Raw genomic sequence first — 23,886 nt, 5'->3', positions numbered from 1 at the left:
ACGCCCGCCTCCCGGCGGACGCCCACGGCCTTGCTTACCGGACTGCCAGCGCGCCTCTAGGCTTCGCTCGCAGTGCTCACCAGCTGCTCGGGACCGGCGCGCCTTCCGTGTAGCCCGCGGCGGACTGCACGCCCACGGCCGCGCGCTCGTGGAACTCGGCCAGGTTGGTCGCGCCGGCGTAGGTCGCGGCGGACCGCACGCCCGCCACGATCGAGTCGAGGAGGTCCTCCACGCCGGGGCGCTTCTGGTCCAGGTACATCCGGCCGGTGGAGATGCCCTCTTCGAACAGGGCCTTGCGCGCCTGGTCGAAGGAGGAGTCGCTGGCGCTGCGGGCCTTGACGGCCCGCGCCGAGGCCATGCCGAAGGACTCCTTGAAGGCCCGGCCGTCGGCGTCGTAGTGCATGTCGCCGGGGGACTCGTGGGTTCCGGCGAACCAGGAGCCGATCATGACGTTCGAGGCGCCTGCGGCGAGTGCGAGGGCGACGTCGCGCGGGTGGCGGACGCCGCCGTCGGCCCACACGTGTTTGCCGTAGCGGTGCGCGGTGGCGGAGCATTCGAGGACCGCGGAGAACTGGGGCCGGCCGACGCCGGTCATCATGCGGGTGGTGCACATCGCGCCGGGGCCGACGCCGACCTTCACGATGTCGGCGCCCGCGTTGATGAGGTCGGTCGCGCCTTCGGCGGTGACGACGTTGCCGGCGGCGATCGGCAGGTGCGGGGCGGCGTCGCGCACGAGTTTGAGCGCGTCGAGCATCTTCTCCTGGTGGCCGTGGGCGGTGTCGACGACGATCACGTCGGCTCCGGCCTCGACGAGCGCGGTGGCCTTGCCGGTGACGTCGCCGTTGATGCCGATGGCGACGGCGACGCGGAGGCTCCCGTTAGCGTCGGTGTTGGGCCGGTAGATGGTGTTGCGCAGGGCGCCGGCGCGGGTGAGGACGCCGTGGAGGCGGCCTTCGCCGTCGAGCACGGGCGCGAGTTTGATGTTGGCGTCTTCGAGGATCTTGAACGCCTCGGCGTCGGAGATGCCCATGGGCAGGGTGACGAGGCGGTCGGAGGCGACCTGCTCGAGCTGCGTGAAGCGGTCGACGCCGCGGCAGTCGGCTTCGGTGACGACGCCGAGCGGGCGGCGCTCGGAGTCGGTGACGATGACCGCGCCGTGCGCGCGCTTGGGGAAGAGGGCGATCGCCTCGGCCACGGTGGCGGTGGGCGGGAGGGTCAGGGCCGCGTCGCAGTCGAGCGGGCGGGACTTGACGCGGGCGATGACGTCGGCGACGACGTCGACGGGGATGTCCTGCGGGATCACCGCGAGGGCGCCGCGGCGGGCGAGGGTCTCGGCCATGCGCCGGCCCGAGACGGCGGTCATGTTGGCCGCGATGATGGGGATGGAGTTCCCGGTGCCGTCGGCGGTCGACAGGTCGACGTCGAGGCGCGAGGCCACGCTCGACCGGTTCGGGACCATGAACACGTCCGCGTAGGTGAGGTCGTGGCCGGGTTGTCCGTCGATGAAGCGCATGGCTGTCCCCCTGTAGGGAGTGGTCGGGTTCCGGGCGGAGGATTTCCGCCGCCGGGAACCGTAACCCGGTTTCGGTCGATGAGTTCAGTGCTTGTGGTGTTACGCACAGCACTGACTATTGTCCCTCCGCGAACGGCCCGTTGTAAGTCTGCGATCTGACAGATCGGTTACGCGGCTCAATCGGAGATCTGGCAGATCGGGGCCCCGGCGGCCACGACGTCGCCGATGCCCACTTCGAGCCCTGAGACGGTGCCGGACTTGTGTGCCTCGATGGGCTGCTCCATCTTCATGGCCTCGAGGACCACGATGGTGTCGCCCTTGACGACGGACTGACCGTCGGTCACGGCGACCTTGACGATGGTGCCCTGCATCGGGGACGGCAGGCCGTCGCCGCCGATGGCGGGGCCGGCGTCGGCCTTCTTCTTGGGGCCGCGCTTCTTCGGCTTGTTGGAGGCGACGGGGTTGAGGAGCCCGGCGGGGATCGACACTTCGAGGCGCTTGCCGCCGACTTCGACGACGAGGCTGGTGCGCTCCTCGCTGTCGCCGCCGCCCGCGGGGGCCGCTGCGTACGGTTCGAGCGTGTTGTCCCACTCGGTCTCGATCCAGCGGGTGTGGACGGTGAAGTCCTCGGCGAACGCCGGATCCTCGATCACGGCCCGGTGGAACGGCAGCACGGTGGCGAGGCCTTCGACCTCCATCTCCGCGAGGGCCCGGCGGGAGCGGCGGAGCGCTTCTTCGCGGGTCGAGGCGGTGACGATGACCTTGGCGAGCAGCGAGTCGAAGTTCCCGTCGATGACGGAGCCCTCTTCGATGCCGGTGTCGACGCGCACGCCCGGCCCGGCGGGGAGCCGGAGCTTGGTGACGGCGCCGGGGGCGGGGAGGAATCCGCGGCCGGGGTCTTCGCCGTTGATGCGGAACTCGATGGAGTGGCCGCGCGGCTCGGGGTCCTCGGTGAGCGGGACGGCTTCGCCGGAGGCGATGCGGAACTGCTCGCGCACGAGGTCGAGGCCGCTGGTCTCTTCGGAGACGGGGTGCTCGACCTGGAGGCGCGTGTTCACTTCGAGGAAGGAGATGGTGCCGTCGACGGCGACGAGGAATTCGACGGTGCCGGCGCCGTGGTAGTCGGCTTCCTTGCAGATGGCCTTGGCGGCGTTGTGGATGGTGGCGCGCTGCTCGTCGGTGAGGAAGGGCGCGGGGGCCTCTTCGACGAGTTTCTGGTGGCGGCGCTGGAGGGAGCAGTCGCGGGTGCCGACGACGATGACGTTGCCGTGGGTGTCGGCGAGGACCTGCGCTTCGACGTGGCGGGGCCGGTCGAGGTAGCGCTCGACGAAGCATTCGCCGCGTCCGAATGCGGCTTCGGCTTCGCGCACGGCGGATTCGAAGAGGTCGGGGATCTCGTCGCGGTCGCGGGCGACTTTGAGGCCGCGCCCGCCGCCGCCGAAGGCGGCTTTGATCGCGACGGGGAGGCCGTGCTCGTCGGCGAACGCGAGGATCTCGCTCGCGTCCTTCACGGGGTCCTTGGTGCCGGGCACCAGCGGCACGTTCGCCTTCATGGCGAGGTGGCGGGCGGTGACCTTGTCGCCGAGGTCGCGAATGGACTGCGGCGTGGGGCCGATCCAGGTGAGTCCGGCGTCGATCACGGCCTGCGCGAACTCGGCGTTCTCGGAGAGGAACCCGTACCCGGGGTGGACGGCGTCCGCTTCGGACCGCTCGGCGATCCGCAGCAGCTTGTCGATCCGCAGGTAGGTGTCGGCGGCCGTGAGGCCGTCGAGGGCGAAGGCCTCGTCGGCCAGGAGTGTGTGGGGTGCATCGCGATCGCCGTCTGCGTAGACGGCGACGGATTCGTACCCGGCGTCCCGGCAGGCCCGGATGACTCTCACTGCGATCTCGCCGCGGTTGGCGATCAAAACCTTGCGCACGTTCCGCAGTGTAATGGCCGCATATCGGAGACCGAGGCGACGCCGTCGCCAGGATGGCGGACGAAACGATATAAAGCGCTCAAAGTTTGGAGGGTCTCCATAAGGAGGGTTGTCGATTTTTTCGCATGATCTCCTAAACGGCCGTTCAGGTCGTCGTCGGCGAGGTCTTCCGCGGCGGGTTCGCCGATGAGGGCTTGGCGGTCCCTGGCGTTGTCGAGGAACCGGTCGCCCTTGATCGCCTCGCGCCAGTAGGCGGCGTGCTCGGGGTCGAGGTCCGGTCCGAGCGCGATGTCACCGGACTCGATGCGGTTCGCCGTGTCCTCGCACCATTCGGCGTCGGTGATCCACAGGTCGATCTGGCGCTTCATCATGGCGCGGGCGTGGGCCGGGACGAACGCCCCTTCGTCGCCGGGGGTGAACTCCGGGGTGGTCGCCGCCAGCAGTGCCGTCACCTGCTCGATGCGGGCGAACAGGACTTCGGCCCGCTGGTGCAGCAGTGCGATGTTCTCGGCCGGGGTGAGCACCAGCGCGAAGGACCAGGCGGTGCTGAACGGGTCCTCGGCGTCCTGGACGTCCCACAGCTTCTCCCGCAGGGTCCGCTGGAACTCGGCCTCGCCCCTGGCGGTGATCCGGTAGGTGGTGCGCGCCGGGCGCGCGTCCACCGATTCGGTCGCGACGACCTCGAGCTGGCCGTCGGCCGTGAGCTTCTTGAGCGCGTGGTAGATCGAGCCGGCGCCGATCTCGGCCTTGCCGGGCATCCGCCACGTGTCCAGCTCCCTGCGCACCAGGTAGCCGTGGACGGGACCGAGCCATCGGACGAGGCCGAGGACGAGAAGACGCGTACTCCACATGCCTGAATATTATACCTTTGACTAATCTCACGATTTCCCTTATACCTGGTTGTGCCCTTCGCAACGTCATGGTTATAGTCAAGTTTGAACAAGGAAATAGGAACATCGTTCAACCCACCCGTGAGGTACCCATGCTCATCGAGACCAAGGGGCTGAAGAAGACCTTCAAGTCCCGCGGCAAGGAGGTCGAGGCCGTCCGCGGCGTCGACCTCGCCGTCAAGGAGGGCGAGGTCTTCGGACTCCTCGGCCCCAACGGCGCCGGCAAGACCACCACGATGCGGATGCTCAGCACCCTCATCGAGCCCACCGAGGGCCACGCCGTGGTCTGCGGCCACGACCTCGCCAAGCAGTCAGCGGCAGTGCGCCGCGACATCGGCTACGTCGGCCAGGAGGGCGGCACCTGGGGCGAGGTCACCGCCCGCGAGGAGCTGGTCATGCAGGGCCGCCTCTACGGCATGTCGAAGAAGACCGCGCAGGCCCGCGCCGTCGAGGTCCTGGAGGCGTTCCAGCTCGGCGAGTACGCCGACCGCAACGTCAAGACCTACTCCGGCGGCCAGAAGCGCCGCCTCGACATCGCGCTGGGCATCATGCACCAGCCGAAGCTGCTCTTCCTCGACGAGCCCACCACCGGCCTCGACCCCCAGTCGCGCGCCCACATGTGGGACGAGGTGCGGGGCCTGCGCGAGCGCGGCACCGCGATCTTCCTGACCACGCACTACCTCGACGAGGCCGACGCCCTCTGCGACCGGCTCGCGATCATCGACCACGGCGAGATCGTCGCCGAGGGCACGCCACTGGAGCTGAAGAAGGAGGTCGCCGGCGACGTCGTCCTCATCGGCGTGGCCGACCAGGCCGCCGAGGCCCGGACCCTCCTGGGCGACAAGCCTTTCGTCCGCGAAGCCGAGGCGGGCGAGCCCGACCCGGCCACGGGCGTCGCGCTCCTGCGCCTCTACGTGGACGACGGCGCCGCGGCGCTCCCCGAGCTCCTGCGCGCCCTCGACACCGCGTCGATCGCCCCCGCGTCGATCGAGCTGCACCGGCCCAGCCTCGACGACGTGTTCCTGAAGCAGACCGGCCGCTCGCTGCGGGAGGAGAACTGACATGAAGACACTGCTCGACACCTGGCTCGTCTACTCGCGGGCCATGAAGCTCAACCTGAAGCAGCCGGTGTGGCTGGTGGTCATGCTGATCCAGCCGCTGTACTTCCTGATCTTCTTCGCGCCGCTGCTCAACGGCCTCGACGGCGCCCCGGGCTTCGAGGCCGGCGCCATGGAGACCTTCGTGCCCGGCCTGATCATCATGATGGCCCTGTTCGGCTCCACGTTCGTCGGCTTCAGCCTCATCGCGGAGCTGCGCGCGGGCGTCATCGAGCGCATGCGGGTGACCCCGGTCAGCCGCGCGGCGCTCCTCATCGGGCGGACCTTGGCCACCGTGACGACCACGCTCTTCCAGGCGCTGCTCCTGGTGGTGCTGGCAGCGCCGATCGGCGGCCTGACCATCTACTGGCCGGGCGTCTTCCTCATGCTGGGGATCATCGTCCTGACCTCGTTCATGCTCGGCGCGCTCTCGTACGGGGTGGCGATCGTCCTGAAGAGCGAGGACACGCTCGCGCCGGTGCTCAACACGTTCGTGCAGCCGATCATGCTGCTCTCGGGCATCATGCTGCCGATGGCGCTGGCTCCGGCCTGGCTCCAGAACGTGGCCGACTTCAACCCGTTCTACTACGCGGTCGAGGCCTCCCGCTCGCTCTTCGAGGGCGACCTGGGCGCGAACGCGATCTGGCAGGCCGCCGCTTACATCGGCGCGCTCGCGATCGTGCTGGTGTGGTGGGCGACGCGGAAGTTCGCCCGCGCGGTCGCCTAGGCCCTGAAGGAAACCAGGGAAACCGGAACCGCCGCGGACCGTGAGGCCCGCGGCGGTTCTCGCACTCTTTCGAGTGACAATTTTCCTTACGACGGTAAGACGGGGCGGTTCTTGTCGGACCCGCGCGAGAAGATTGAGCCGGGGTCGCCCCCCTGGGAGGGCGGGGGACTGCCCAGGGGCCTCAGAGGGTCTCGACGCCCTCGACACCCCGCAGCGCGCCCCGCGTGTCCAGCACCGGCACCCCGGCCGGCAGCGCGCCGGCCTTGTACTCGGCGTGGTTGGTGAGCAGCACGATCAGGTCGGCCTTGGCCGTCTCCAGCTCGGTCACCCGCTCGATCTGCTCGGCGCCCACGCTCCACACCGGCACGTGCGGGTCGTGGTAGGCCAGCTCCGCGCCCGCCGCGAGGAGCTTGCGCGCCACCGGCGTCGACGGCGATTCGCGCTGGTCGGCGATGTCCGGCTTGTACGTCACCCCGAGCAGCAGCACCCGGGCGCGCGAGAGCGCGAGCCCGTCGGCGTTCAGCTTCGCCATGGCCCGCGTGACCACGTACTCGGGCATGCGGTTGTTGATCTCCTGCGCCAGCTCCACGAACCGGAACGGGTATCCGAGGGTGCGCACCTTGTACGACAGGTAGTTCGGGTCGATCGGGATGCAGTGCCCGCCGACGCCCGGCCCCGGGTAGAACGCCTGGTACCCGAACGGCTTGGTCTTGGCGAGGTTGATCGCGTCCCACAGGTCCACGCCCAGCTCCTGGCAGAACACCGCCATCTCGTTGACGAGCGCGATGTTCACGTGCCGGTACGTGTTCTCCAGCAGTTTCGCCATCTCCGCCTCGCGCGGCCCCTTGGCCTCCACGATCTGGTCGATGAACTGCGAGTACAGCCCGGTAGCGGCGGCGGTGCACGCGGGCGTGAGGCCGCCGACGACCTTGGGGGTGTTGACGATCCCGTACACCGGGTTGCCCGGGTCGACCCGCTCGGGCGAGAACGCCAGGTGGAAGTCGACGCCCGGCTCGAGGCCGGACTCCTCGCGCAGGATCGGCGCGACGACCTCCTCGGTGGTGCCCGGGTAGGTCGTGGACTCCAGGACGACGAGCGCGCCGCGCTGCAGGTGCCGGCCGGCCGCGTGCGAGGCGCCGATGACGGCGGCGAGGTCGGGCCCGCCCGCTTCGCCGAGCGGGGTCGGCACGCAGATGACGATCGCCTTGGCCCGCGCCTGCACCGAGGGGTCGGTGGAGGCGGTGTAGCCGCCGCGGAGCATCAGGCCGAGCTCGGCGTCGGAGACGTCGTCGATGTGGCTGGAGCCGGCGTTGAGCGCGTCGACCACCGGCTGGGAGCGGTCGAGGCCGACCACGCTGAGGCCCTTGGCGATCGCAGCCTGGGCGAGCGGCAGTCCCACATACCCTTGGCCGACGACGACCAGGTCGATCGGGCGCGCAGCGTCAACAGTTGCCACAGTGGAGTCCTTTGCGATTCAGAGGCGTCTCGGGGGTGCTGCGATCAACATTAGCAATGGCGAACACCACTCCCCTGACCAGGGGAGACGCAGGTCCTTGTAGGTCACTCGTTCATTTCGGCGACACCTGTGGTCAAGTCTTTCGTCGCATTGCCGGGTTGTTCACCTCGTGCTCGGAAAGAGTTCACCATTCTTTGTGCGGCGGCGCGGAGTGCGGAATGGTTTCGCAATGGCAGCAGAAATCCGCCGTTTACATGCGCTGACGTCCTTTCTGCGGCGTGATCGGGGTCCTATTCGCCGCCCAATCCGTGTGTGCCGCTGGGGCTACTATCGATCCATGCCCGCTCTGAGCATTGTCATCCCCGTATTCGAGGCCGAGGAGTACCTCCCCGGGTGCCTCGACACCGTCGTCGACGGCGGCGGGGACGAGCTCGAGGTCGTCGTCGTCGACGACTGCTCGCCCGACGGGTCCCGCGCCGTCGCCGAGCGCTACGCCGCCCGCGACGGGCGCATCACGGTCGTCACCACCCCCGTGAACGCCGGCTCGGGCCCGGCCCGCAACTTCGGTCTGGCCCAGGCGAAGGGCGACTACGTGTGGTTCGTCGACGCCGACGACGAGCTCAAGCCCGGCGCGGTCGAGCGCGTCCTGGCCGCGGTGAGGGGCCCGCGCCCGCCGGACGTCGTGCTCGTCCAGCACGAGAAGCGCCGCGACACCGGGGTCATCGAGACCGGCGAGCTCCCCGAGCTGGCCGCGCACTGCCCCGCGGACCCGAGCGGCTTCACGCTCGCCGAATGGCCGCGCATCGTCGACTACACGCACACCCCGTGGACGAAGGTCTCGCGCCGCGAGTTCCTCACCGGCATCGACCTCGGCTTCCCCACCGGCTGGTACACCGACATCCCCTGGACCTACGCGCTGCTGCGCCGCGCCGAGCGCATCGCGGTCGTCGTGGAATGCTGCTACCAGTGGCGCCAGCGCGCCGGGTCCTCGATCACGCGCACCCGCGACGACCGCCATTTCGACGTGTTCACCCAGTGGCAGCGCACCTGGGACGATTTCGAGGGCGTGGACGACGCCGGGGTCCGTGTGGCCCTGTTCAACCACATGGTGTGGCATCTGCTGCTGGTCATCGGCAATACGGAGCGGGTGGAGCCGAAGAAGCGCCGCGAGTTCTTCCGCCGCACGTCGGAGCTGTACCGCCGCTATCACCCCGGTCCGGACGCGTGGCAGCCCGCCGCGGGTGTCACGGGTCTGAAGCAGCGGCTGCTGGCGGCCCGCGCGTACGTGGGGTATGAGGCGTTCCGGCAGGTGTACCGGCTTGCGAAGCGGGTCAATCGGAACGGTCCGCAGCGGGGTCCGGGGCCGGTGCCGGTGCCGGAGGCGACGGCTTCGGAGGTCGAGGCGTCGTCGGCGAACAGTTCGGTGGGCGCTTCAGCGGTCCAGCATGCGGCGGACGAGGTTTCGGGTCTTCCCGCGCAGCCCACGCTGCCCGCTCCGCGCGTCTCCGGTTCCTGACGGGGCGAGGACGTCGCTGAGCGGTCCGGCGAGTCGGGCGCTGCCCCATACGGCGTCGATGTCCACGCCGAGGTGTGCGGCTCGTGCGGCGGCGGCGGTGCGTTCCAGGCGGACGGCGCCTTCGGGGGCGGCGACTTCGACGAGGCCGAGGCGGTGGCGGTTCGCGTAGGCGACGAGTGCGGCGACGGTGTCGGGTCCTGGCCGCACGGTCGGGGGCATGTGGATCACGTACGGCACGTTGGGGTCGGGTGTGTGGGCGGGGGCGAAGTGCACGCGGTGTTCGCCGCGGAACGATTCGAGGAGGAGTCGTGCGTCGAGGTCGGGGTCGTCGAGCATGGGGTGGCGGCCGGTGTGGGGTTCGGGCCAGTCGCCGGTGAGGGTGATGCGGATGTCGGGGGCGGTGCCGCACAGGAGGGTGTCCACTGTCGACTCAAGGTCGGCGGGGGCGTCGGCGGTGTCGACGACCACGTCGGCCAGGGGCGTCTGCCAGCCGCGGGCGGCCCTGGGGCGCTTCAGGTCCAGTTCCGGCACGCGGTTGGCGATGCGGGGCCGCCGGTAGGCCTTGGCGAGTGCGCCGCGGGCGGCGATCTGCCGCGGGCCGAGGTGCCATGCGGAGGACCGGTCGTCGGGTACGAACACGGCCCCGGCCTGGTGCAGGCGGTAGCCGAAGATCGTGTCGGAGCCGAGCAGGACGTCGGCGTCCATGCCGCCGGCGGCGGTGAAGAGGTTGCGGTGCACTGAGAACGATGCGCCGACGAGGATGCGGAACGCCCGGTGGTCGGCTTGGCGCAGGCCGGCCGTCGCGTCGATGATCTGCTCGATCCATTGCGGCTGGGAGCGCTCGAAGTCGAACAGCTCTCCGGCCTTGCCGTCCCGGACCGCGTCGAACACGGCCGCGGGGTCGAGGTCGCCCGCCTGGTAGTCGACGAATCGCTTGTGGCCCAGGACCGCGAGGTAGTCGGCGGTGTGGTGCCAGCGCAGTTGCGACTCGACGTGGTCGGGGTAGGCGAGCATGTCCGCGTCCAGGCGCAGGATGACGTCGCCGTCGCTTTGGGCGGCACCGGAGTTCGTGGCGTGCGCGGAGGCCCATCCGCCGGGCAGGGGTGCGACGATCCGCGTGGATTCGGGTCGCAGTTGCGGGAGCCGCAGTGGCGGGTCGGAGCCGTCGTCGACGACGACGACCTCGAGCAGCCGGGCCGGGTAGGTCTGGGCGGCGAGGGAGGCGAGGGTGACGTCGAGCTTGTCCTGCTGGCCGTGGGCGGGGATGACGATGCTGACGCTGAGTGCGGGCTCCCATGCGTCGGCGGGGCGGGCCAGCGGCCCGTAGTCGTTGCCGCGCAGCACGGGTGGCATGGCGGTCACCGTCGCAGGAGTGCGCGCAGGCGCGCGCGCTGGCGGGCGTCGAAGAGGCGGCGGGCGAGGCGGCGGGCGGCGTCGGGCGGGCCGGGTTCGTAGACCGTGGGCTCGGCTTCGCGGGCGGCGAGGCCGTCGTATCGGGCGGCGCCCCAGATGCCGGCGACGACCTGGTCGAGTCCGCTGTCGCCGGTGATGTGGCGGGCGCGGGCGAAGGCCGCGGTGCGTTCGAGTCGTGCGGGGGGCGCGTCGGGGAGTGCGGCGAGGACGAGGCCGGCGTCGGCGCGTTCCATGGCGGCCAGGAGCTTGCCGATGCTGTTGGCGCGCAGTGGGACCGGCCGGGGGAGGAGGAGCCGGTAGGGGACGGCCGGGTCGGGGGCGGGTGCTTCGGCGGCGACGCGGACGCGCGCTTCGGCGTCGTAGGCCTCTTCGATGAGGCGCTGCTGGGCGCCTTCGCCGGCGAGGATGGACGCGCGGTCCTGCGGGGCCGGGCCCTGGCCGGTGACGAGGGTGATCCGCACGTCGCCGTCCGGTCCGGCGAGGACCGGTGCGACGCAGGCGTCGACGTCGGCGGCGGCGGCGTCGCCGACCTCGACGACCATGTCCAGGAGGGGGACCCGCCAGGCGCGTGCGGGGGCGGTGCGGCGCATCCCGTGCAGCGGTACGCGCTGGGCGATGTAGGGCACGCGCTGGTGGCGGCCCTCGTCCCATTTCTGGACCATCTGCGGCATGCCGAGGTGCCAGGCGGAGGAGGTGGTCTCGGGGACGAACACGGCTCCGGCCTGCGCGAGGCGGTACGCGAACTCGGTGTCGGAGCCGAGCCGCAGGTCGGTGTCGAGTCCGCCGACGGTCTTGAAGAAGTCGCGGTGCACGGAGTTGGTGGCGCCCACGAACACCCGGAAGATCCCGGGGTGGTGCTGGACGAGTCCGGCGGTGTCGGCGATGACGTTCTCGACCCAGTGCGGTTTCGCGTCCTCGACCGCGAACAGTGCGGCGGCTTCGCCGGCGAGCACCTTCTCGTGCACCTGCTCGGGGGTGAACCGTCCCGGTTCCCATTCGACGAACCGCTTGTGGCCCAGGACCGCCAGGTAGTCGGCGGCGTGGTGCCAGCGCATCTGGGCTTCGACGTGGTCGCGGTAGGCCACCATGTCCGCGTCGAGGCGGAGGACGACCTGTCCGTCGGCGTGGTTGACGCCGGTGTTCACCGCGTGCGCGGAGCCCCAGGACTCGCCGGTGGTGACGACCAGTCGCGTGTGCTCGGGGCGAAGCTCCGGCAGGCGCAGCGGGGGCGTGGAATTGTCGTCGACGACGACCACTTCCATGAGTTCGGACGGATAGGACTGGGCCGCGAGGGCCGCCAATACGAGGTCCAGTTCGCCTTGGCCGCCATAGGCCGGGACGACGACGCTCACCGCGAGACTCGGGCTCCAATCACCCGAGGTGGGCGGGTGCAGAGCCCTATAGTCGTTGCGGACGATGCGCGGGCGTTTCGGTGAGTCGCTCATTTCGCGCCCACGATATCCCGGACGCATTCATGAGGATTGACCGGCTTCCCAGTTCAGCATCTGTTTACGCGACTGAGGACAATTGTTCGCGCTCAATTCAGCATTATTGCCATTGGACACGCGAAGATCTGGGCGGAATGCAACCTGGAGATGAACGGACGAGATGCACAGAGCTGACGAGAGCGCGCGCTATCCGGGCCGACTCACCGACGACCTCCTGGTCCGGGCGGGGGAGCGGGCGCCCGGGACGCTGAGTGCGACCGCGCTGCGGACCCGTTCGCCCGGGGCCCGCCACCTGCTCGCCCGTGCCGCGACCCGCCGCCTCGACCTTCCGGGGCTCCTCGGTGTCGCCCGCCGTCGCGACGCGGCGGCCGCGAGGGAGTTCGCGGTGGACGCGGCGGCGCTGGCGTCGCTCGCGCGGGTCGTGGGCCTCCAGACGGGGACGGCCGAGGACCGGCGGGATGCGTTGGCGCTGTTCGATCTCGCGCTCGACATCGGCGGGGTGCGGCGGGTGAGCCCCCGTGAGGCCGCCGTCCACACGCAGCTCGCGTACGTCCTGGGCGACTTGGCGAAGACCCGGAGTCTGCTGCGCCGCTACGGCCGGCACCTGCCGGCGCTGGAGCGGGGCGCGCTGGTCGCGGATCTCGCGCATCCGGACGCGGGCGGGGACGAGCCGGCGTGGGTCAAGCGGCTCGGTGCGCTGACCGGCCGCCGCGAGCTGCGGCTGGGCCCGCCTTCGGTGGACGGGGAGGTGCTGGCGTGGTTCGACCGGTTGCGCGCCGCGCCGACGGCGAAGGTCGCGTCCGGTCCGCGGATCTCGGTGGTGATGACGGCGTACCGACCCGGCCGGGCCCTGCTCACCGCGGTCCGCTCACTGCTCGAGGGCGCGTGGACGAACCTGGAGGTGCTGGTCGTCGACGACGCCTCGGGCCCGGAGTTCGACGCGGTCCTGGACGCGGTCGCGGCCCTGGACGAGCGGGTGCGGGTGATCCGCCGGGAAACGAACGGCGGCACGTTCGCGGCGCGCAACACCGCGTTCGACGCCCTCACCGGCGATTACGTGACCGGATTGGACTCGGACGACTGGGCCGCGCCCGGGCGGCTCGCGCGGTCGGTGGCGCCGCTGCTGGCCGACCCGGCGCTGCAGTTGACGTACGGGGAGGCGTTCCTGTGCAACGAGGACCTCACCGTGACCCGCCCCGGGCGGGTCCTCACGACGGTCTCGACCGCGTCGATGATGTTCCGCCGCAGCGTGCTCGACCGCGTCGGCTACTACGACGAGGTCCGCAAGGGCGCCGACACGGAGTTCCTGCACCGGGTCGCGGCCGCGTTCGGCGACGGCGCGGTGCGCCGCCTGCACGGCGTGCACGACACGGTCATGCGCCAGGCGCCCGGGTCGCTCTCGCGCGAGGAGTTCGGGCCCGGCTGGAAGCACCCGGCGCGCCGCGCCTACCAGTCCGCGTACCCGCTGTGGCACGACCAGATCCGGGCCGGCGCCGACCCGTACCTGCCGCGGGCCCCGGCCCGGCGCCCGTTCTGGGCGCCCTACCACGCGGCGGTGGCCCGCCCCGAGCAGCGCCGGCGCCGCTTCGACGTCGTGTTCTGCCTCGACTGGCGGCCGTTCGGCGGCCCGCAGAAGTCGATGATCGAGGAGGTCAAGGCGCTCAAGGCCGCGGGGCTGAGCGTCGCCCTCATGCACCTGGAGTCGTGGCGGCACATGACCGTTGAGGACCGGCCGATGTGCGCGCCGTTCCAGCGGCTCGTCAACGACGGATTCGCTGAGCAGGTGCTGGTCACCGACGACGTCGTGTGCGACCTGCTGGTGCTGCGGTACCCGCCGATCCTGCAGTTCCGCTCCGGGGAGCGCTCGAACGTGCGCCCGAAGCGGATGGTGGTGCTCGCCAACCAGGCCCCGCACGAGCGCGACGGCTCCGACACCCGGTACGTGCCGGACGCCTGCCACGCCAACGCGACCGACATGTTCGGCGTCGAGCCGCTCTGGGTGCCGCAGGGCCCGCAGGTGCGCGAGGCGCTCACGCCCGCGGGGCCGGCGCAGGAGGGCCTCACCGCGGCCGCGCTGGCGGACTTCGACATGCCGGGCATCCTCGACACGGCGGCCATCGCCCCGGCCCGCACCGGCTTCCGGTCGGTGCTGCCGGTGGTCGGGCGGCACTCGCGCGACGACCGCACGAAGTGGCCGACCGCCGCCGACCTGCCCCGGATCTACCCCGGGGACGGGCGCTGGGACGTGCGGATCATGGGCGGGGCCGGGTCGGTCGCGGCGATCACCGGCGAGGACCCGCCCGCGGCGTGGACCTGCTACGGCTTCGACGAGACCGACGTCGAATCGTTCCTGTACCAACTGGACTTCTGGATCTACTTCCCGCACCCGAAGCAGTACGAGGCGTTCGGCCGGGCCGTCCTCGAAGCGCTCGCGGCCGGGTGCGTCGCGATCCTGCCGCCCCGCTTCGAGCCGACGTTCGGCGACGCCGCCCTCTACTGCGAACCGTCCGAAGTGGTGGATTTGGTGAACGGGCTGTACGCCGACCCGGAGCGGTTCCTCGCCCGCAGCGCCCTCGCCCAGCAGCGGGTCCGCGAACGGTTCAGCCACGACGCCTACCGCCGGCTCGTCGCCGGCCTCCTCGACGACACGCCCGCGGACGGCACGGCGGGCGACGCCTCCCCGAACGGCACGTCCGCAGACAGCAATGCCGAGAGCGCCGCCGCCCCCGGCGCCTCGCCGAGCGGGGCCCTCCCGCACCCCGCCGCGCCCGGCACCGCCGCCCCAGACCGGCCCGAGTCCCCGGCCGTCCCCAGTCCCGCCGCCAGATGAGAGTGCCTCCGATGAAGCAGAAGCTCAAAGCCGTCTACATCAGGATCGGCAGGCCCTCGCCCCTGCGGGTCGCCGCCGCCGCCGGCGGCCTCGCGGCCCTCGGACTGCTCGCCGTCGCCTTCCTCGGCGAGCAGCGCCTGGTGTGGGTCGTCTCATCGCTGATGAGCCTGGTCACCCTGGGAGCACTGGGGTTGGTGTGGAACGAGAGCCGCCAGACCCGCCTGGAGGCCCGCGCGTCCGCCGAGCGCGCCGAGGTCACGCTGCGCCGCATCCTCGCCGCGTTCGAGGTCGAACGCCTGGCAGCGGAACGTCGCCGCGCCGCCGAAAGCGACCGCGCGGCCTGACAAGGCCCCCCGAACCGGGCATGAGGAAGCTCTCGGATCTGCCGCGAGCTGCCGAAAACCACCGGGCGGTACTATTGGCGCGCTGTGTCAACCACCTGTCCGGGAGGGCCGCCCCCATGGAAGAGCCGATCATTCAGGCTCGTGACCTCGGGATCTGCTTCGCGAAAGGCAAGCAGAAGAAAGGCCGGGTCAAAGACCTGTTCGTCAGGCGCTCGGCCAACCAGAAGGGCGCCGCGGCGCAGGACTTCTGGCCCCTGCGCCACGTCAACTTCGACATCTTCCCCGGCGACGCCGTCGGCATCATCGGCCGCAACGGCACCGGCAAGTCCACGCTGCTGCGCCTGATCACCGGCGTCCTCATCCCCGACGAGGGGTACGTGCGCCGCGAAGGCCGCGTCGCCCCCCTCATCGCGCTCTCCGCCGGCTTCTCGGGCGACCTCACCGGCCGCGAGAACGTCAACCTCGTGGGCGCGCTGCACGGCATGAGCAACAAGGAGATCAAGGCCAAGTACGACGAGATCGTCGACTTCTCCGAGCTCGAGGACTTCATGGACACGCCCCTGAAGCACTACTCCTCGGGCATGAAGGTCCGCCTCGGCTTCGGCGTCATCACCCAGCTCCCGCACCCGATCCTCCTGGTCGACGAGGCGCTCGCCGTCGGCGACGCCGCGTTCAAGCGCAAGTGCCAGGCCGTCATCGCCGGGCTCCTGGAACAGGGCCGCACCCTCGTGTTCGTCTCCCACTCCGAGGGCGACCTGAAGAAGTACTGCAAGCGCGGCATCTTCCTCGACGCCGGCACCCTCGAGACCGACGGCACCGTCGAAGAGGCCCTCGAGGCCTACAAGACCGCCGAGAAGCGCGACGCCGACGCCAAGGCCGCGAAGAAGAAGCGCGAGCAGGCGGCGAAGGCCGCCGCGGAGCAGGCCGCCGCTCCGGCCCCCGTCCCGGGAGCGGTCGAGGCGGCCACGTGAGCCGAGCCGTCATCCTGCCGGCTCCGGGCGGCCACGCCGAGATAACCGAAGACACCACCGTCCTGGACCGGCTCATCGCGCAGATCCGCGAAGCCGGCTGCGACGACATCACCGTGCTCACCCGGCCCGGGGCGGACCGGCCCGTCAAGGCCGCCCAGATCGAATCGGCCGACGCGAACACGGACCTGCGCCACCTCGGCGAACTCGCGTTCGCCGCCGAGAACGGCGGCGCGCTCTACGTCGCCTGCGCCGACCTCGTGGCCTCCCAGACCACCGTCGCCGCGGTCCTGTCCGACTCCTCGCGCCGCTCCGGCGTGCTCGTCGGCGGCGACGACCCCACCGCCGCACCCGTCAACTGCGAACGCGGCCTGGTCACCGGCCCCGGGCCCGGCCCCGACCGGCTCGGCGGCCTCGCGAAGGTCTCCGCCGCCCACCTGGCCCGCCTCAAACGGCACTGGCCGCGCCGCGCCGAAGGCGACGCGTTCGCGTCCGTCCTCGCGGCCCTCCACGCCCGCGCCGTGCCCGTCAACGCCTACCGCACCGGCGGCCTCGAGCACCGCCAGGTCGGCAACGCCGACGAAGCCCTCGCGACCATCGCCGCGTTCGAAGCGGTCGACATGGACGCCTGGCGGCTCAAGAACGCCATCAAGCACGACGACGACTTCTTCGCCACCTACGCCGTCTCCACCTGGACGCCCCGCCTCGTCAAGCTCGCCGCCCGCCTCGGCTGGACCCCCACCCCCATCACCTGGGTGTCCATCGCCCTCGCCGTCGGCGCCGCCGCGATCTTCGCCACCGGCTGGACCCAGGCCGGCGCCTCCCCCGGTGCCGGCGAGCGGCTGTGGTACCTCGCCGCCGCCGCCCTCATGTACGCCAGCTTCGTCTTCGACTGCGTCGACGGCCAGCTCGCCCGCTACACCCAGAACTTCTCCTCCTTCGGCGGCTGGCTCGACATGATGGCCGACCGCTCCAAGGAGTTCCTCATCTACGCCGGCTTCGCCGCCGGCGCCGCCGCGAGCGGCGTCGCCGCACCCACCGCATGGGGCCTGGCGATCGCCGCCATGGCCACGCAGACCATCCGGCACACCGCCGACACCTGGTACGCCGTCCTCCTCGACACCGCCGTCGTCCGCCAGGCCCGCAAGCGCGAATCCGCGCCGCCCGTCGGCCGCGCCGCCCACCTCGGCCAGCGCCTCGGCACCGCATCCGAGCAGGTCATGGGCGCCCACCGCACCCCCCTGTACTGGATCAAGCGGACCATCGTCGCCCCCGTCGGCGAACGCTGGCTCCTCCTCGCCGTCGCGGCCGTCGCCTTCGGGCCGCAGGCCGCGCTCGCCGCGCTCCTCGTCTGGCAGCTCCTCGCCCTCGGCTACACGACCGCCGGCCGCACCCTCCGCTCCCTCGCCGCCCGCACCGCCGCCCTGCGCCGCCCCGACCGGTCCGCGCACCGCGACGACGGGCCCCTCGGCAAGCTCGTGCCCCGCAGCCCGGTCGGGGGCGACATGACGCCGTTCGCGGCGACCGCCGCCGCCGTCGCCGCGGCAGCCGCCGCGGTGCTCGCCGCCGCGTTCGGCACGCCGCCGTGGGCGCCGTTCGGCCTCGCCGCGCTGGCGCTCGTCCTGGCCGCCTCGGTGGCCCGCACGGACCATGAGGGCCTGCTCGACTGGTTCATTCCGGCGGGGCTGCGCGCGGTCGAGCTCGGCGCGATCTGCGCGGCCGGGATCGCGGCGGGCGTGTCCTGGCCGGTCCTGTACACGCTGCTGACGGTGATCGCGCTGTACTTCTACGATCTCGCCGCGGGACTGGACAAGGCCGCCTCGCCGGTGGCCCGCCGGGACCTCGGCCTCGGCTGGCCCGCACGCAGCCTCATCGCGATCACGGCCGCCGCCATTGCAGTGGCGACCGTTCCGGTAGTGGCCACTGTGGTCTATGGGGCGCTCGCGGTCTATGTCGCGGCGGTCTTCGTCGGCGCGGTGGTCGCGGGCACGGTCCGCGCCTCGCGCGCGGCCGCCGCCTTACCTCCGGACCTGCGCCGCCGCAGCGCGATCGGGCCCGAACGGGCCGTCATGCTTGACCGCCAAGCGAACTCGTTCGAGTTACATGCGCAGACAGGCGCGCATCGCTGGTCTCCCACGACTAAGGTGTACTTGTGCGCAAGTTCCGGCTCTCGCGTCTGGTGCTCGCCGCGACCGTGATCGGGGTGGTGGGTCTCTTCTCCCTGCCCGCGATTCTCGGGAGCCTGACCGCGAACGGCGCCCCCTCTGAAAGTCAATCCACTATTTCCCATGTGGACTGGACGAACGTCGACGAGTCGTACCCGATCCCGCCCGGCTCGCCCACCCCGAGCCCCAGCTACGACGGCGACGGCACCTCCGACACCGACGGCGGGGACAGCGACGGCGACGGCACCCCGGACCCGTCCACCGACGGCGCGTCCCCCGAGTCGCGGCCGATCGACGGCGGCGGCTCCGGCAACGGCGGCGGCGGGCTGCTCGGGCTCGAGTTCCCCGTCCAGGCCGCCCTGAGCGTCGGCCTGCTCGCCCTCGCGTTCCTCGCGCTCCTGCCGGGCCGCAAGATGCCCGCCGACCTGCGCTGACTTTCGCTTTGCATGTGGCCGTGGCGTTCCGGGCTGCCCTGAACGGAGCCCTGGACGCCGGACGGTGCGCGCGAGGCGACCGTCCACGGGCATGAGCCGCCGAGGTGCACCGGGTGAGCCGGTCGCCGAGGCTGCGCAGTCGTCGCAGTCGCAGCCGCAGCCGGCGCGAGGTGCGGGCGCCTGACTGCGGTTCGGCGTTTCGCTTCGGGGCTTACAGCGGGGTGTACACGTAGCCGCGGCGCGAGAACTCCGTGAAGATCGAGGTGAGCGCCCCGCACATGTCCGCCTGGTTCGAGGCCCCGTCGTGCAGCAGCACGATCGCGCCCGGCGCGCTGCGGTCGAGCACGTGCTCGCGGATCTGCTTCTCCGTCACCGCGTTGTCCCAGTCCGAGGGGTCCACGGTCCAGTGCAGCGACTCCATGCCCAGGTCCGCCGCCACCGCGATCGCCCGGTCCGTCCACTGCCCGCCCGCGTGCCGGAAGTACCGCACCTCGGCGCCCGGCGCGGCCTTCAGGATCGCGTCGTTCGTGCGCTGCAGGTTCGCCCGGATCTCCTCCTCACTCCACTTGCCCAGGTCGAACTCGTGGAACCACGAGTGGTTGCACAGGGTGTGGCCCTCCCGGGCGATGTCCGCCACCAGCTCCGGGTACGCCTCCGCGTACGCCCCGATCAGGCAGAACGTCGCCTTGACCCCGCGCTCGCGCAGCATGTCCAGCACCTTCGGCGTCCACTCCGGGGACGGCCCGTCGTCGAACGTCAGCGCCACCCGGTGGTCCCCGGTGTGGTTGCGCGTGCCCAGCGGCCCGTCGTACGTGTTCGCGGCCGGTTCGGCCACCGGCGGCGTCGGCGCGGCGGGCGTGGGGGAGGCCGCGGGCTCGGTCCCCGGCTCGGGCGCCGCATCGCTCGGCTCTTCCTCCGGCCCGGCCGACGAGGCCGGGGCCTCGCTCGAGCCGGTGTCCTCGGCCTCGCTCTCGCCCTCGCTCGCAGGCGAAGTCGAGGCCGACGCAGTAGGCTCGGTCGCGGTCGCTCTCGCAGGCGGTTCGTCGCCCTCAGGCCAGACCCAGGCGAGCGCGAGCAGCAGCGCGGCCGCGGCCGCAATGCCCAGTTTGTGACGAACCATGTCGTGATTGTAAGTGTGTTGGCCCACATTTCGAGGAAACCTGGAGGGGACATGCGACTCGTCGTCGGCATCACCGGAGCGACCGGCGCGATCTTCGGCGTCCGGCTCCTCGAGGCGCTGCGCGACATCGACGGCGTCGAGACCCACCTCGTCATGAGCCGCTGGGCCCGCACCACCCTCCGCCTCGAGACCCCCTACACGCCCGCCGAGGTCGTCGCGCTCGCCGACCACGCCTGGGGGCCGGGGGAGCAGGCCGCGCCGATCTCCTCGGGGTCGTTCCGCACCGACGGGATGGTCATCGCGCCGTGCTCGATGAAGACGGTCGCCGCGGTCCGCACCGGCTACACCGAGGGGCTGATCGGGCGGGCCGCGGACGTGACGCTCAAGGAGCGGCGCCGGCTCGTGCTGCTGGCCCGCGAGAGCCCGCTCTCGGAGATCCACCTGGAGAACCTGCTGGTGCTCTCGCGCATGGGCGCGGTCGTGCTGCCGCCGGTGCCCGCGTTCTACAACAAGCCTGAGACGATCGACGACATCGTGGACCACGTGGTGGCGCGGACGCTCGACCAGTTCGGACTCGACCACCCCCGTGCGCGACGATGGGACGGTCTGAACGGCACCGAGGCAGTGGAGGAGTAGCGGTGGACACGCTGATGTGGGAGGCCAAGGCCGCCGAGGGGCGCGGGGCCGAGCTGCTCCGCTGGGTGCTCGACGAGGGCGTGCACGCCGTCGCCGACCCCGAGGTGCGCACCGAGGTGTTCATTGCCGGGGACCGGGTCGTCGTGATCGCCGTCGGACCCCGCCCGCCCCGCCGCCTCCCCGACCCGCCCGAAGCCCTCGTCGACCGCGCCCCGCACGCCTGGCCGTTCACGCGAGTGAACCTCGCACCCTGACCCTGACGCGTCTCACGAGGCGCTGACCGGGGGCGATGTCGTACCCCTGCGGCAGGGTTGTTGCCGGGGGTTCTCCGGATGTCCGTTTTGAAGGCTAGCGCCGCGAAACGCCCGAACACCCCGGGCCATGTCGGACCCTGCTGGGAGCATGGAATACGGGGGGTCCCCAGGGTGTCCGTTTTGAAGGCTGACGCCTGGAAACGCCGCATACGAACGAACCGCCCGGCGCGTCGTGCGCGCCGGGCGGTTCGGGGAATTCGCGTCTTCGAGTCTAGCGGCCGATGCCCTGGTACGACCAGCCGTGCTTGCGCCACTGCACCGGGTCGAACGCGTTCATGCCGTCGAGGATGCGCCGCTCGGCCACCTGCTGGCCCAGCGCCTCCGGGTCGAGCGTGCGGAACTCCTCCCACGGCACCATCGCGCACACCACGTCGGCGCCCGCGACCGCCTCGGCGAGGGTCTTCACGAAGCTCAGCTCCGGCGCGAACCCCTGCGCGTTCTCCAGCCCCTCCGGGTCGTACACGACCACGTCGGCGCGCGCCGACCGCAGCCGCCGCGCGATGTCCAGCGCGGGCGAGTCGCGGATGTCGTCGGTGTCGGGCTTGAACGTCGCGCCCAGGTAGGCGATGCGCACCCCCGACAGGTCCGGCCCGTTCGGCCCCGAGGACCGCCCGGCCAGCTCCGCGACCGCGCGCACGGTGTGCGAGCGGCGGCGCGTGTTCACGGCGTCGACCTCGTCGAGGAACCGGAACGACTCGCCCACGCCGAGCTCGCCGGCGCGCGCCGAGAGCGCCCGGATGTCCTTGGGCAGGCAGCCGCCGCCGAAGCCGATGCCGGCGCGCAGGAACTTGTTGCCGATGCGCTGGTCGTAGCCGATGGCGCGGGCCAGGTCGACCACGTCGGCGCCGGCTGCCTCGCTCAGGTCGGCCATGGCGTTGATGAAGGAGATCTTGGTGGCCAGGAACGCGTTCGCGGCGACCTTCACCAGCTCGGCCGTCGCCAGGTCGGTCTCGACGACGGGGACCTCGCGGTCTTCGACCGCGGCCAGTTCGAGGATGCCGCGGTGCACGTCCTTGAGCAGCTGGGAGGCCCATTCGGACTGGGCGGCGTACACGATCCGGTTGGGGCGCAGGACGTCGTGCATCGCGTTCGACTCCTGGAGGAACTCCGGGCTCCAGCCGACCTCGACGCCGAGGCCCTCGGGGGCGTGGCGGTCGACGAGCTCCTGGACCCAGGTGGCGGTGCCGACGGGCACCGTGGACTTGCCGACGATGAGGACCTTGCGGCTCAGGTGCTGGGAGAGGTCGACGACGGCGGTCTCGATGTAGGAGAGGTCCGCGCGGTGCTCGCCCTTGCGCTGGGGGGTGCCGACGCAGATGAAGTGGACGTCGGCGAAGTCGGCGACGGACTGGACGTCGGTGGTGAACCGCAGGCGGCCCGTCTCGAGGTTCTTCTTCAGCAGCTCGGGCAGGCCCGGCTCGTGGATGGGGAGCACCCCGGTGTTGAGGGATTCGATCTTGGCGGCGTCGACGTCGTACCCGATCACCTCGTAGCCCAGCTCCGCGAAGCAGACCGCGTAGGTCGTCCCGAGGTATCCGCATCCGAGGAAGGAGATGCGGGGCCGGGTCGTGGTGTTCTGCGAAGGTGACTGGCTCGCGTTCGCCATCTGGTGCCCTGTCTGTTCGTTCGGCGGGCCCGCCCGGTGGGGGCGGCGCCCGTGCGTACGTGCGTTGGATTCGTGCGCGGCGACCTCGAATTGTACGTGAATGCGACTATGGCCTGCGCAGTCGTATATTCAGCTTCACGCATGAACTTCGTCCTAAGTTGCGGAGAAGCAGTAGAAAACTCGCGGTGGCGGGCATCACCGGTCGCGGCCGCAGTGGGCTACACTCGGCCCATCGTACTGACGAGTAACAAACGCGGGAGCCACTGATGTCCACCGGGTTCACCCCCTACCAGCTGCCAGAAGAGTATGACGACATCCGGGCGGCGACCCGCGGCGTCTGCGACACCGGGGTCGCGCCCCACGCCGCCGAGGCCGACGCGACCGCGACCTTCCCGGAGCGCTCCTACGAGGCGCTCAAGTCCGCCGACCTCCACGCCCCGCACATCCCCGCCGAATACGGCGGCGCGGGCATCGACGCGCTCGGCACCGCCATCGTCATCGAAGAGGTCGCGCGCGCCTGCGCCTCCTCCTCGCTCATCCCCGCCGTCAACAAGCTCGGCTCGCTGCCGCTCCTCCTCGACGCCTCCGAGGAGCTGAAGCGCCGCTACCTGCCGCCCGTGGCCGCAGGCGACGCGATGTTCTCGTACTGCCTCTCCGAACCCGAGGCCGGCTCGGACGCGGCGTCCATGACCACCCGCGCCGTCCGCGACGGCGACGACTGGGTCCTCGACGGCGTCAAGCGCTGGATCACCAACGCGGGCGTGAGCGAGTTCTACACCGTCTTCGCCGTCACCGAACCCGGCGCGGGCGCCAAGGGCATCTCCGCGTTCGTCGTCGAGAAGGGCGACGCGGGCGTCTCCTTCGGCAAGCCCGAGAAGAAGCTCGGCATCAAGGGCTCCCCGACCGCCGAGGTCTACCTCGACTCGGTGCGACTCCCCGCCGGCCGACTCATCGGCGAAGTCGGCCAAGGGTTCTCGCTCGCCATGCGCACCCTCGACCACACCCGCGTCACCATCGCCGCGCAGGCCCTCGGCATCGCCCAGGGCGCGCTCGACGCCGCGACCGCCTACGCGGCCGAACGGGAGCAGTTCGGCAAGCCGATCGCCGCGTTCCAGGGCGTCCAGTTCCTGCTCGCGGACGCGGCCATGAAGATCAGCGCTGCCCGCGAACTCACCTACGCGGCCGCCGCCCGCTCCGAGCGCGGCGACGCCGACCTCACCTACTTCGGCGCCGCCGCCAAGTGCTTCGCCTCCGACGCGGCCATGCAGATCACCACCGACATGGTCCAGATCCTCGGCGGCTACGGCTACACCCAGGACTTCCCCCTCGAGCGCATGATGCGCGACGCCAAGATCACCCAGATCTACGAGGGCACCAACCAGGTGCAGCGCATCGTCATCGCCCGGGAGCTCCAGCGCGGCAAGGCGTTCTAGACGAAGTCGGTGCCGGGCCCGGACCGGTGGACGGTCCGGGCCTTTTCTGTCGCCTTG

The 23,886-nt window shown here is 71.3% G+C and carries 19 protein-coding genes; 11 read left to right on the top strand and 8 right to left on the bottom strand.

Translation table 11 applies throughout. The features are described 5' to 3' along the window. Positions 1 to 76: 76 nt before the first annotated feature. The 3 genes from QWI33_RS12060 to QWI33_RS12050 all read right to left on the bottom strand — a co-directional run bounded on the left by QWI33_RS12060 (position 77) and on the right by QWI33_RS12050 (position 4,283). Positions 77 to 1,513, bottom strand: coding sequence for a GuaB1 family IMP dehydrogenase-related protein (locus QWI33_RS12060; RefSeq protein ID WP_289957394.1), 1,437 nt, complete (start codon positions 1,511 to 1,513; stop codon positions 77 to 79). A gap of 176 nt (positions 1,514 to 1,689) precedes the next feature. Then, positions 1,690 to 3,432: an acetyl/propionyl/methylcrotonyl-CoA carboxylase subunit alpha gene (locus QWI33_RS12055; RefSeq protein ID WP_289957393.1), complete on the bottom strand. Its 1,743-nt coding sequence runs from the start codon at positions 3,430 to 3,432 to the stop codon at positions 1,690 to 1,692. Then, positions 3,417 to 4,283, bottom strand: a complete 867-nt coding sequence (locus tag QWI33_RS12050) for a PadR family transcriptional regulator (RefSeq protein WP_289957392.1) — start codon at positions 4,281 to 4,283, stop codon at positions 3,417 to 3,419. The genes QWI33_RS12055 and QWI33_RS12050 overlap by 16 nt, the downstream gene beginning before the upstream one ends. A gap of 131 nt (positions 4,284 to 4,414) precedes the next feature. On the opposite strand from QWI33_RS12050, the gene QWI33_RS12045 reads away from it, so the two are divergent. Both QWI33_RS12045 and QWI33_RS12040 read left to right on the top strand, forming a co-directional pair. Next, positions 4,415 to 5,383 (top strand): ATP-binding cassette domain-containing protein, encoded by a 969-nt coding sequence (locus QWI33_RS12045; RefSeq protein ID WP_289957391.1) that lies wholly within the window; start codon positions 4,415 to 4,417, stop codon positions 5,381 to 5,383. A gap of 1 nt (position 5,384) precedes the next feature. Further along, positions 5,385 to 6,146, top strand: a complete 762-nt coding sequence (locus QWI33_RS12040; RefSeq protein WP_289957390.1) for an ABC transporter permease — start codon at positions 5,385 to 5,387, stop codon at positions 6,144 to 6,146. A 181-nt stretch (positions 6,147 to 6,327) separates the two neighbouring features. On the opposite strand, the gene QWI33_RS12035 is transcribed toward QWI33_RS12040, so the two are convergent. Then, the gene (locus QWI33_RS12035; protein WP_289957389.1) at positions 6,328 to 7,602 is read right to left on the bottom strand and encodes a nucleotide sugar dehydrogenase; all 1,275 of its coding nucleotides are present in this window, start codon (positions 7,600 to 7,602) and stop codon (positions 6,328 to 6,330) included. Between the two features lie 337 nt (positions 7,603 to 7,939). Between QWI33_RS12035 and QWI33_RS12030 the strand changes: the two genes are divergently transcribed. Further along, positions 7,940 to 9,118 (top strand): glycosyltransferase family 2 protein, encoded by a 1,179-nt coding sequence (locus QWI33_RS12030; RefSeq protein ID WP_289957388.1) that lies wholly within the window; start codon positions 7,940 to 7,942, stop codon positions 9,116 to 9,118. Here the strand turns inward: QWI33_RS12030 and QWI33_RS12025 are convergent. Both QWI33_RS12025 and QWI33_RS12020 read right to left on the bottom strand, forming a co-directional pair. Next, entirely contained in the window at positions 9,035 to 10,471 is a 1,437-nt protein-coding gene (locus QWI33_RS12025; RefSeq protein ID WP_289957387.1) for a glycosyltransferase family 2 protein, read from the bottom strand. The two genes, QWI33_RS12030 and QWI33_RS12025, sit on opposite strands and share 84 nt — an antisense overlap. 5 nt (positions 10,472 to 10,476) lie before the next feature. After that, a complete protein-coding gene (locus tag QWI33_RS12020) occupies positions 10,477 to 11,976 on the bottom strand; it encodes a glycosyltransferase family 2 protein (protein ID WP_289957386.1) in 1,500 nt (499 codons plus the stop codon). 163 nt (positions 11,977 to 12,139) lie between these two features. Between QWI33_RS12020 and QWI33_RS12015 the strand changes: the two genes are divergently transcribed. The 5 genes from QWI33_RS12015 to QWI33_RS11995 all read left to right on the top strand — a co-directional run bounded on the left by QWI33_RS12015 (position 12,140) and on the right by QWI33_RS11995 (position 18,720). Then, complete coding sequence (locus QWI33_RS12015; RefSeq protein WP_289957385.1) at positions 12,140 to 14,809, top strand: glycosyltransferase; 2,670 nt, start codon at positions 12,140 to 12,142, stop codon at positions 14,807 to 14,809. A gap of 11 nt (positions 14,810 to 14,820) precedes the next feature. Further along, positions 14,821 to 15,153, top strand: a complete 333-nt coding sequence (locus QWI33_RS12010) for a hypothetical protein (protein WP_289957384.1) — start codon at positions 14,821 to 14,823, stop codon at positions 15,151 to 15,153. A 116-nt stretch (positions 15,154 to 15,269) separates the two neighbouring features. After that, entirely contained in the window at positions 15,270 to 16,124 is an 855-nt protein-coding gene (locus tag QWI33_RS12005; protein ID WP_289957383.1) for an ABC transporter ATP-binding protein, read from the top strand. After that, complete coding sequence (locus QWI33_RS12000; RefSeq protein ID WP_289957382.1) at positions 16,121 to 18,319, top strand: CDP-alcohol phosphatidyltransferase family protein; 2,199 nt, start codon at positions 16,121 to 16,123, stop codon at positions 18,317 to 18,319. The genes QWI33_RS12005 and QWI33_RS12000 overlap by 4 nt, the downstream gene beginning before the upstream one ends. After that, the gene (locus QWI33_RS11995) at positions 18,274 to 18,720 is read left to right on the top strand and encodes a hypothetical protein (RefSeq protein WP_289957381.1); all 447 of its coding nucleotides are present in this window, start codon (positions 18,274 to 18,276) and stop codon (positions 18,718 to 18,720) included. The genes QWI33_RS12000 and QWI33_RS11995 overlap by 46 nt, the downstream gene beginning before the upstream one ends. Positions 18,721 to 18,931: 211 nt before the next feature. On the opposite strand, the gene QWI33_RS11990 is transcribed toward QWI33_RS11995, so the two are convergent. Beyond that, positions 18,932 to 19,840, bottom strand: coding sequence for a polysaccharide deacetylase family protein (locus tag QWI33_RS11990; protein WP_289957380.1), 909 nt, complete (start codon positions 19,838 to 19,840; stop codon positions 18,932 to 18,934). Positions 19,841 to 19,891: 51 nt separating this feature from the next. Here QWI33_RS11990 and QWI33_RS11985 point away from each other — a divergent pair, with 51 nt between their 5' ends. After that, on the top strand, positions 19,892 to 20,476 hold the full coding sequence (locus QWI33_RS11985) for a UbiX family flavin prenyltransferase (RefSeq protein WP_289957379.1): 585 nt from the start codon (positions 19,892 to 19,894) through the stop codon (positions 20,474 to 20,476). Between the two features lie 2 nt (positions 20,477 to 20,478). Then, complete coding sequence (locus QWI33_RS11980; RefSeq protein ID WP_289957378.1) at positions 20,479 to 20,730, top strand: hypothetical protein; 252 nt, start codon at positions 20,479 to 20,481, stop codon at positions 20,728 to 20,730. 271 nt (positions 20,731 to 21,001) lie between these two features. Here QWI33_RS11980 and QWI33_RS11975 read toward each other — a convergent pair whose 3' ends face one another. After that, a complete protein-coding gene (locus tag QWI33_RS11975) occupies positions 21,002 to 22,396 on the bottom strand; it encodes a UDP-glucose dehydrogenase family protein (protein ID WP_289957377.1) in 1,395 nt (464 codons plus the stop codon). Positions 22,397 to 22,662: 266 nt separating this feature from the next. Here QWI33_RS11975 and QWI33_RS11970 point away from each other — a divergent pair, with 266 nt between their 5' ends. Continuing rightward, positions 22,663 to 23,829 (top strand): acyl-CoA dehydrogenase family protein, encoded by a 1,167-nt coding sequence (locus QWI33_RS11970; RefSeq protein ID WP_289957376.1) that lies wholly within the window; start codon positions 22,663 to 22,665, stop codon positions 23,827 to 23,829. The last annotated feature ends 57 nt before the right edge of the window (positions 23,830 to 23,886 follow it).

It is taken from the genome of Glycomyces tritici, from assembly GCF_030403505.1.
Note: the sequence above shows the minus strand (reverse complement) of the source record. Positions and strands in the feature narration are given on the sequence as shown.

Bases quoted from the DNA above. Each gene is read 5' to 3' on its own strand.
- QWI33_RS12060 (WP_289957394.1), bottom strand. From the start codon at position 1,513: ATGCGCTTCATCGACGGACAACCCGGCCACGACCTCACCTACGCGGAC.
- QWI33_RS12050 (WP_289957392.1), bottom strand. From the start codon at position 4,283: ATGTGGAGTACGCGTCTTCTCGTCCTCGGCCTCGTCCGATGGCTCGGT.
- QWI33_RS12045 (WP_289957391.1), top strand. From the start codon at position 4,415: ATGCTCATCGAGACCAAGGGGCTGAAGAAGACCTTCAAGTCCCGCGGC.
- QWI33_RS12040 (WP_289957390.1), top strand. From the start codon at position 5,385: ATGAAGACACTGCTCGACACCTGGCTCGTCTACTCGCGGGCCATGAAG.
- QWI33_RS12030 (WP_289957388.1), top strand. From the start codon at position 7,940: ATGCCCGCTCTGAGCATTGTCATCCCCGTATTCGAGGCCGAGGAGTAC.
- QWI33_RS12025 (WP_289957387.1), bottom strand. From the start codon at position 10,471: ATGCCACCCGTGCTGCGCGGCAACGACTACGGGCCGCTGGCCCGCCCC.
- QWI33_RS12020 (WP_289957386.1), bottom strand. From the start codon at position 11,976: ATGAGCGACTCACCGAAACGCCCGCGCATCGTCCGCAACGACTATAGG.
- QWI33_RS12015 (WP_289957385.1), top strand. From the start codon at position 12,140: ATGCACAGAGCTGACGAGAGCGCGCGCTATCCGGGCCGACTCACCGAC.
- QWI33_RS12010 (WP_289957384.1), top strand. From the start codon at position 14,821: ATGAAGCAGAAGCTCAAAGCCGTCTACATCAGGATCGGCAGGCCCTCG.
- QWI33_RS12005 (WP_289957383.1), top strand. From the start codon at position 15,270: ATGGAAGAGCCGATCATTCAGGCTCGTGACCTCGGGATCTGCTTCGCG.
- QWI33_RS11990 (WP_289957380.1), bottom strand. From the start codon at position 19,840: ATGGTTCGTCACAAACTGGGCATTGCGGCCGCGGCCGCGCTGCTGCTC.
- QWI33_RS11985 (WP_289957379.1), top strand. From the start codon at position 19,892: ATGCGACTCGTCGTCGGCATCACCGGAGCGACCGGCGCGATCTTCGGC.
- QWI33_RS11975 (WP_289957377.1), bottom strand. From the start codon at position 22,396: ATGGCGAACGCGAGCCAGTCACCTTCGCAGAACACCACGACCCGGCCC.
- QWI33_RS11970 (WP_289957376.1), top strand. From the start codon at position 22,663: ATGTCCACCGGGTTCACCCCCTACCAGCTGCCAGAAGAGTATGACGAC.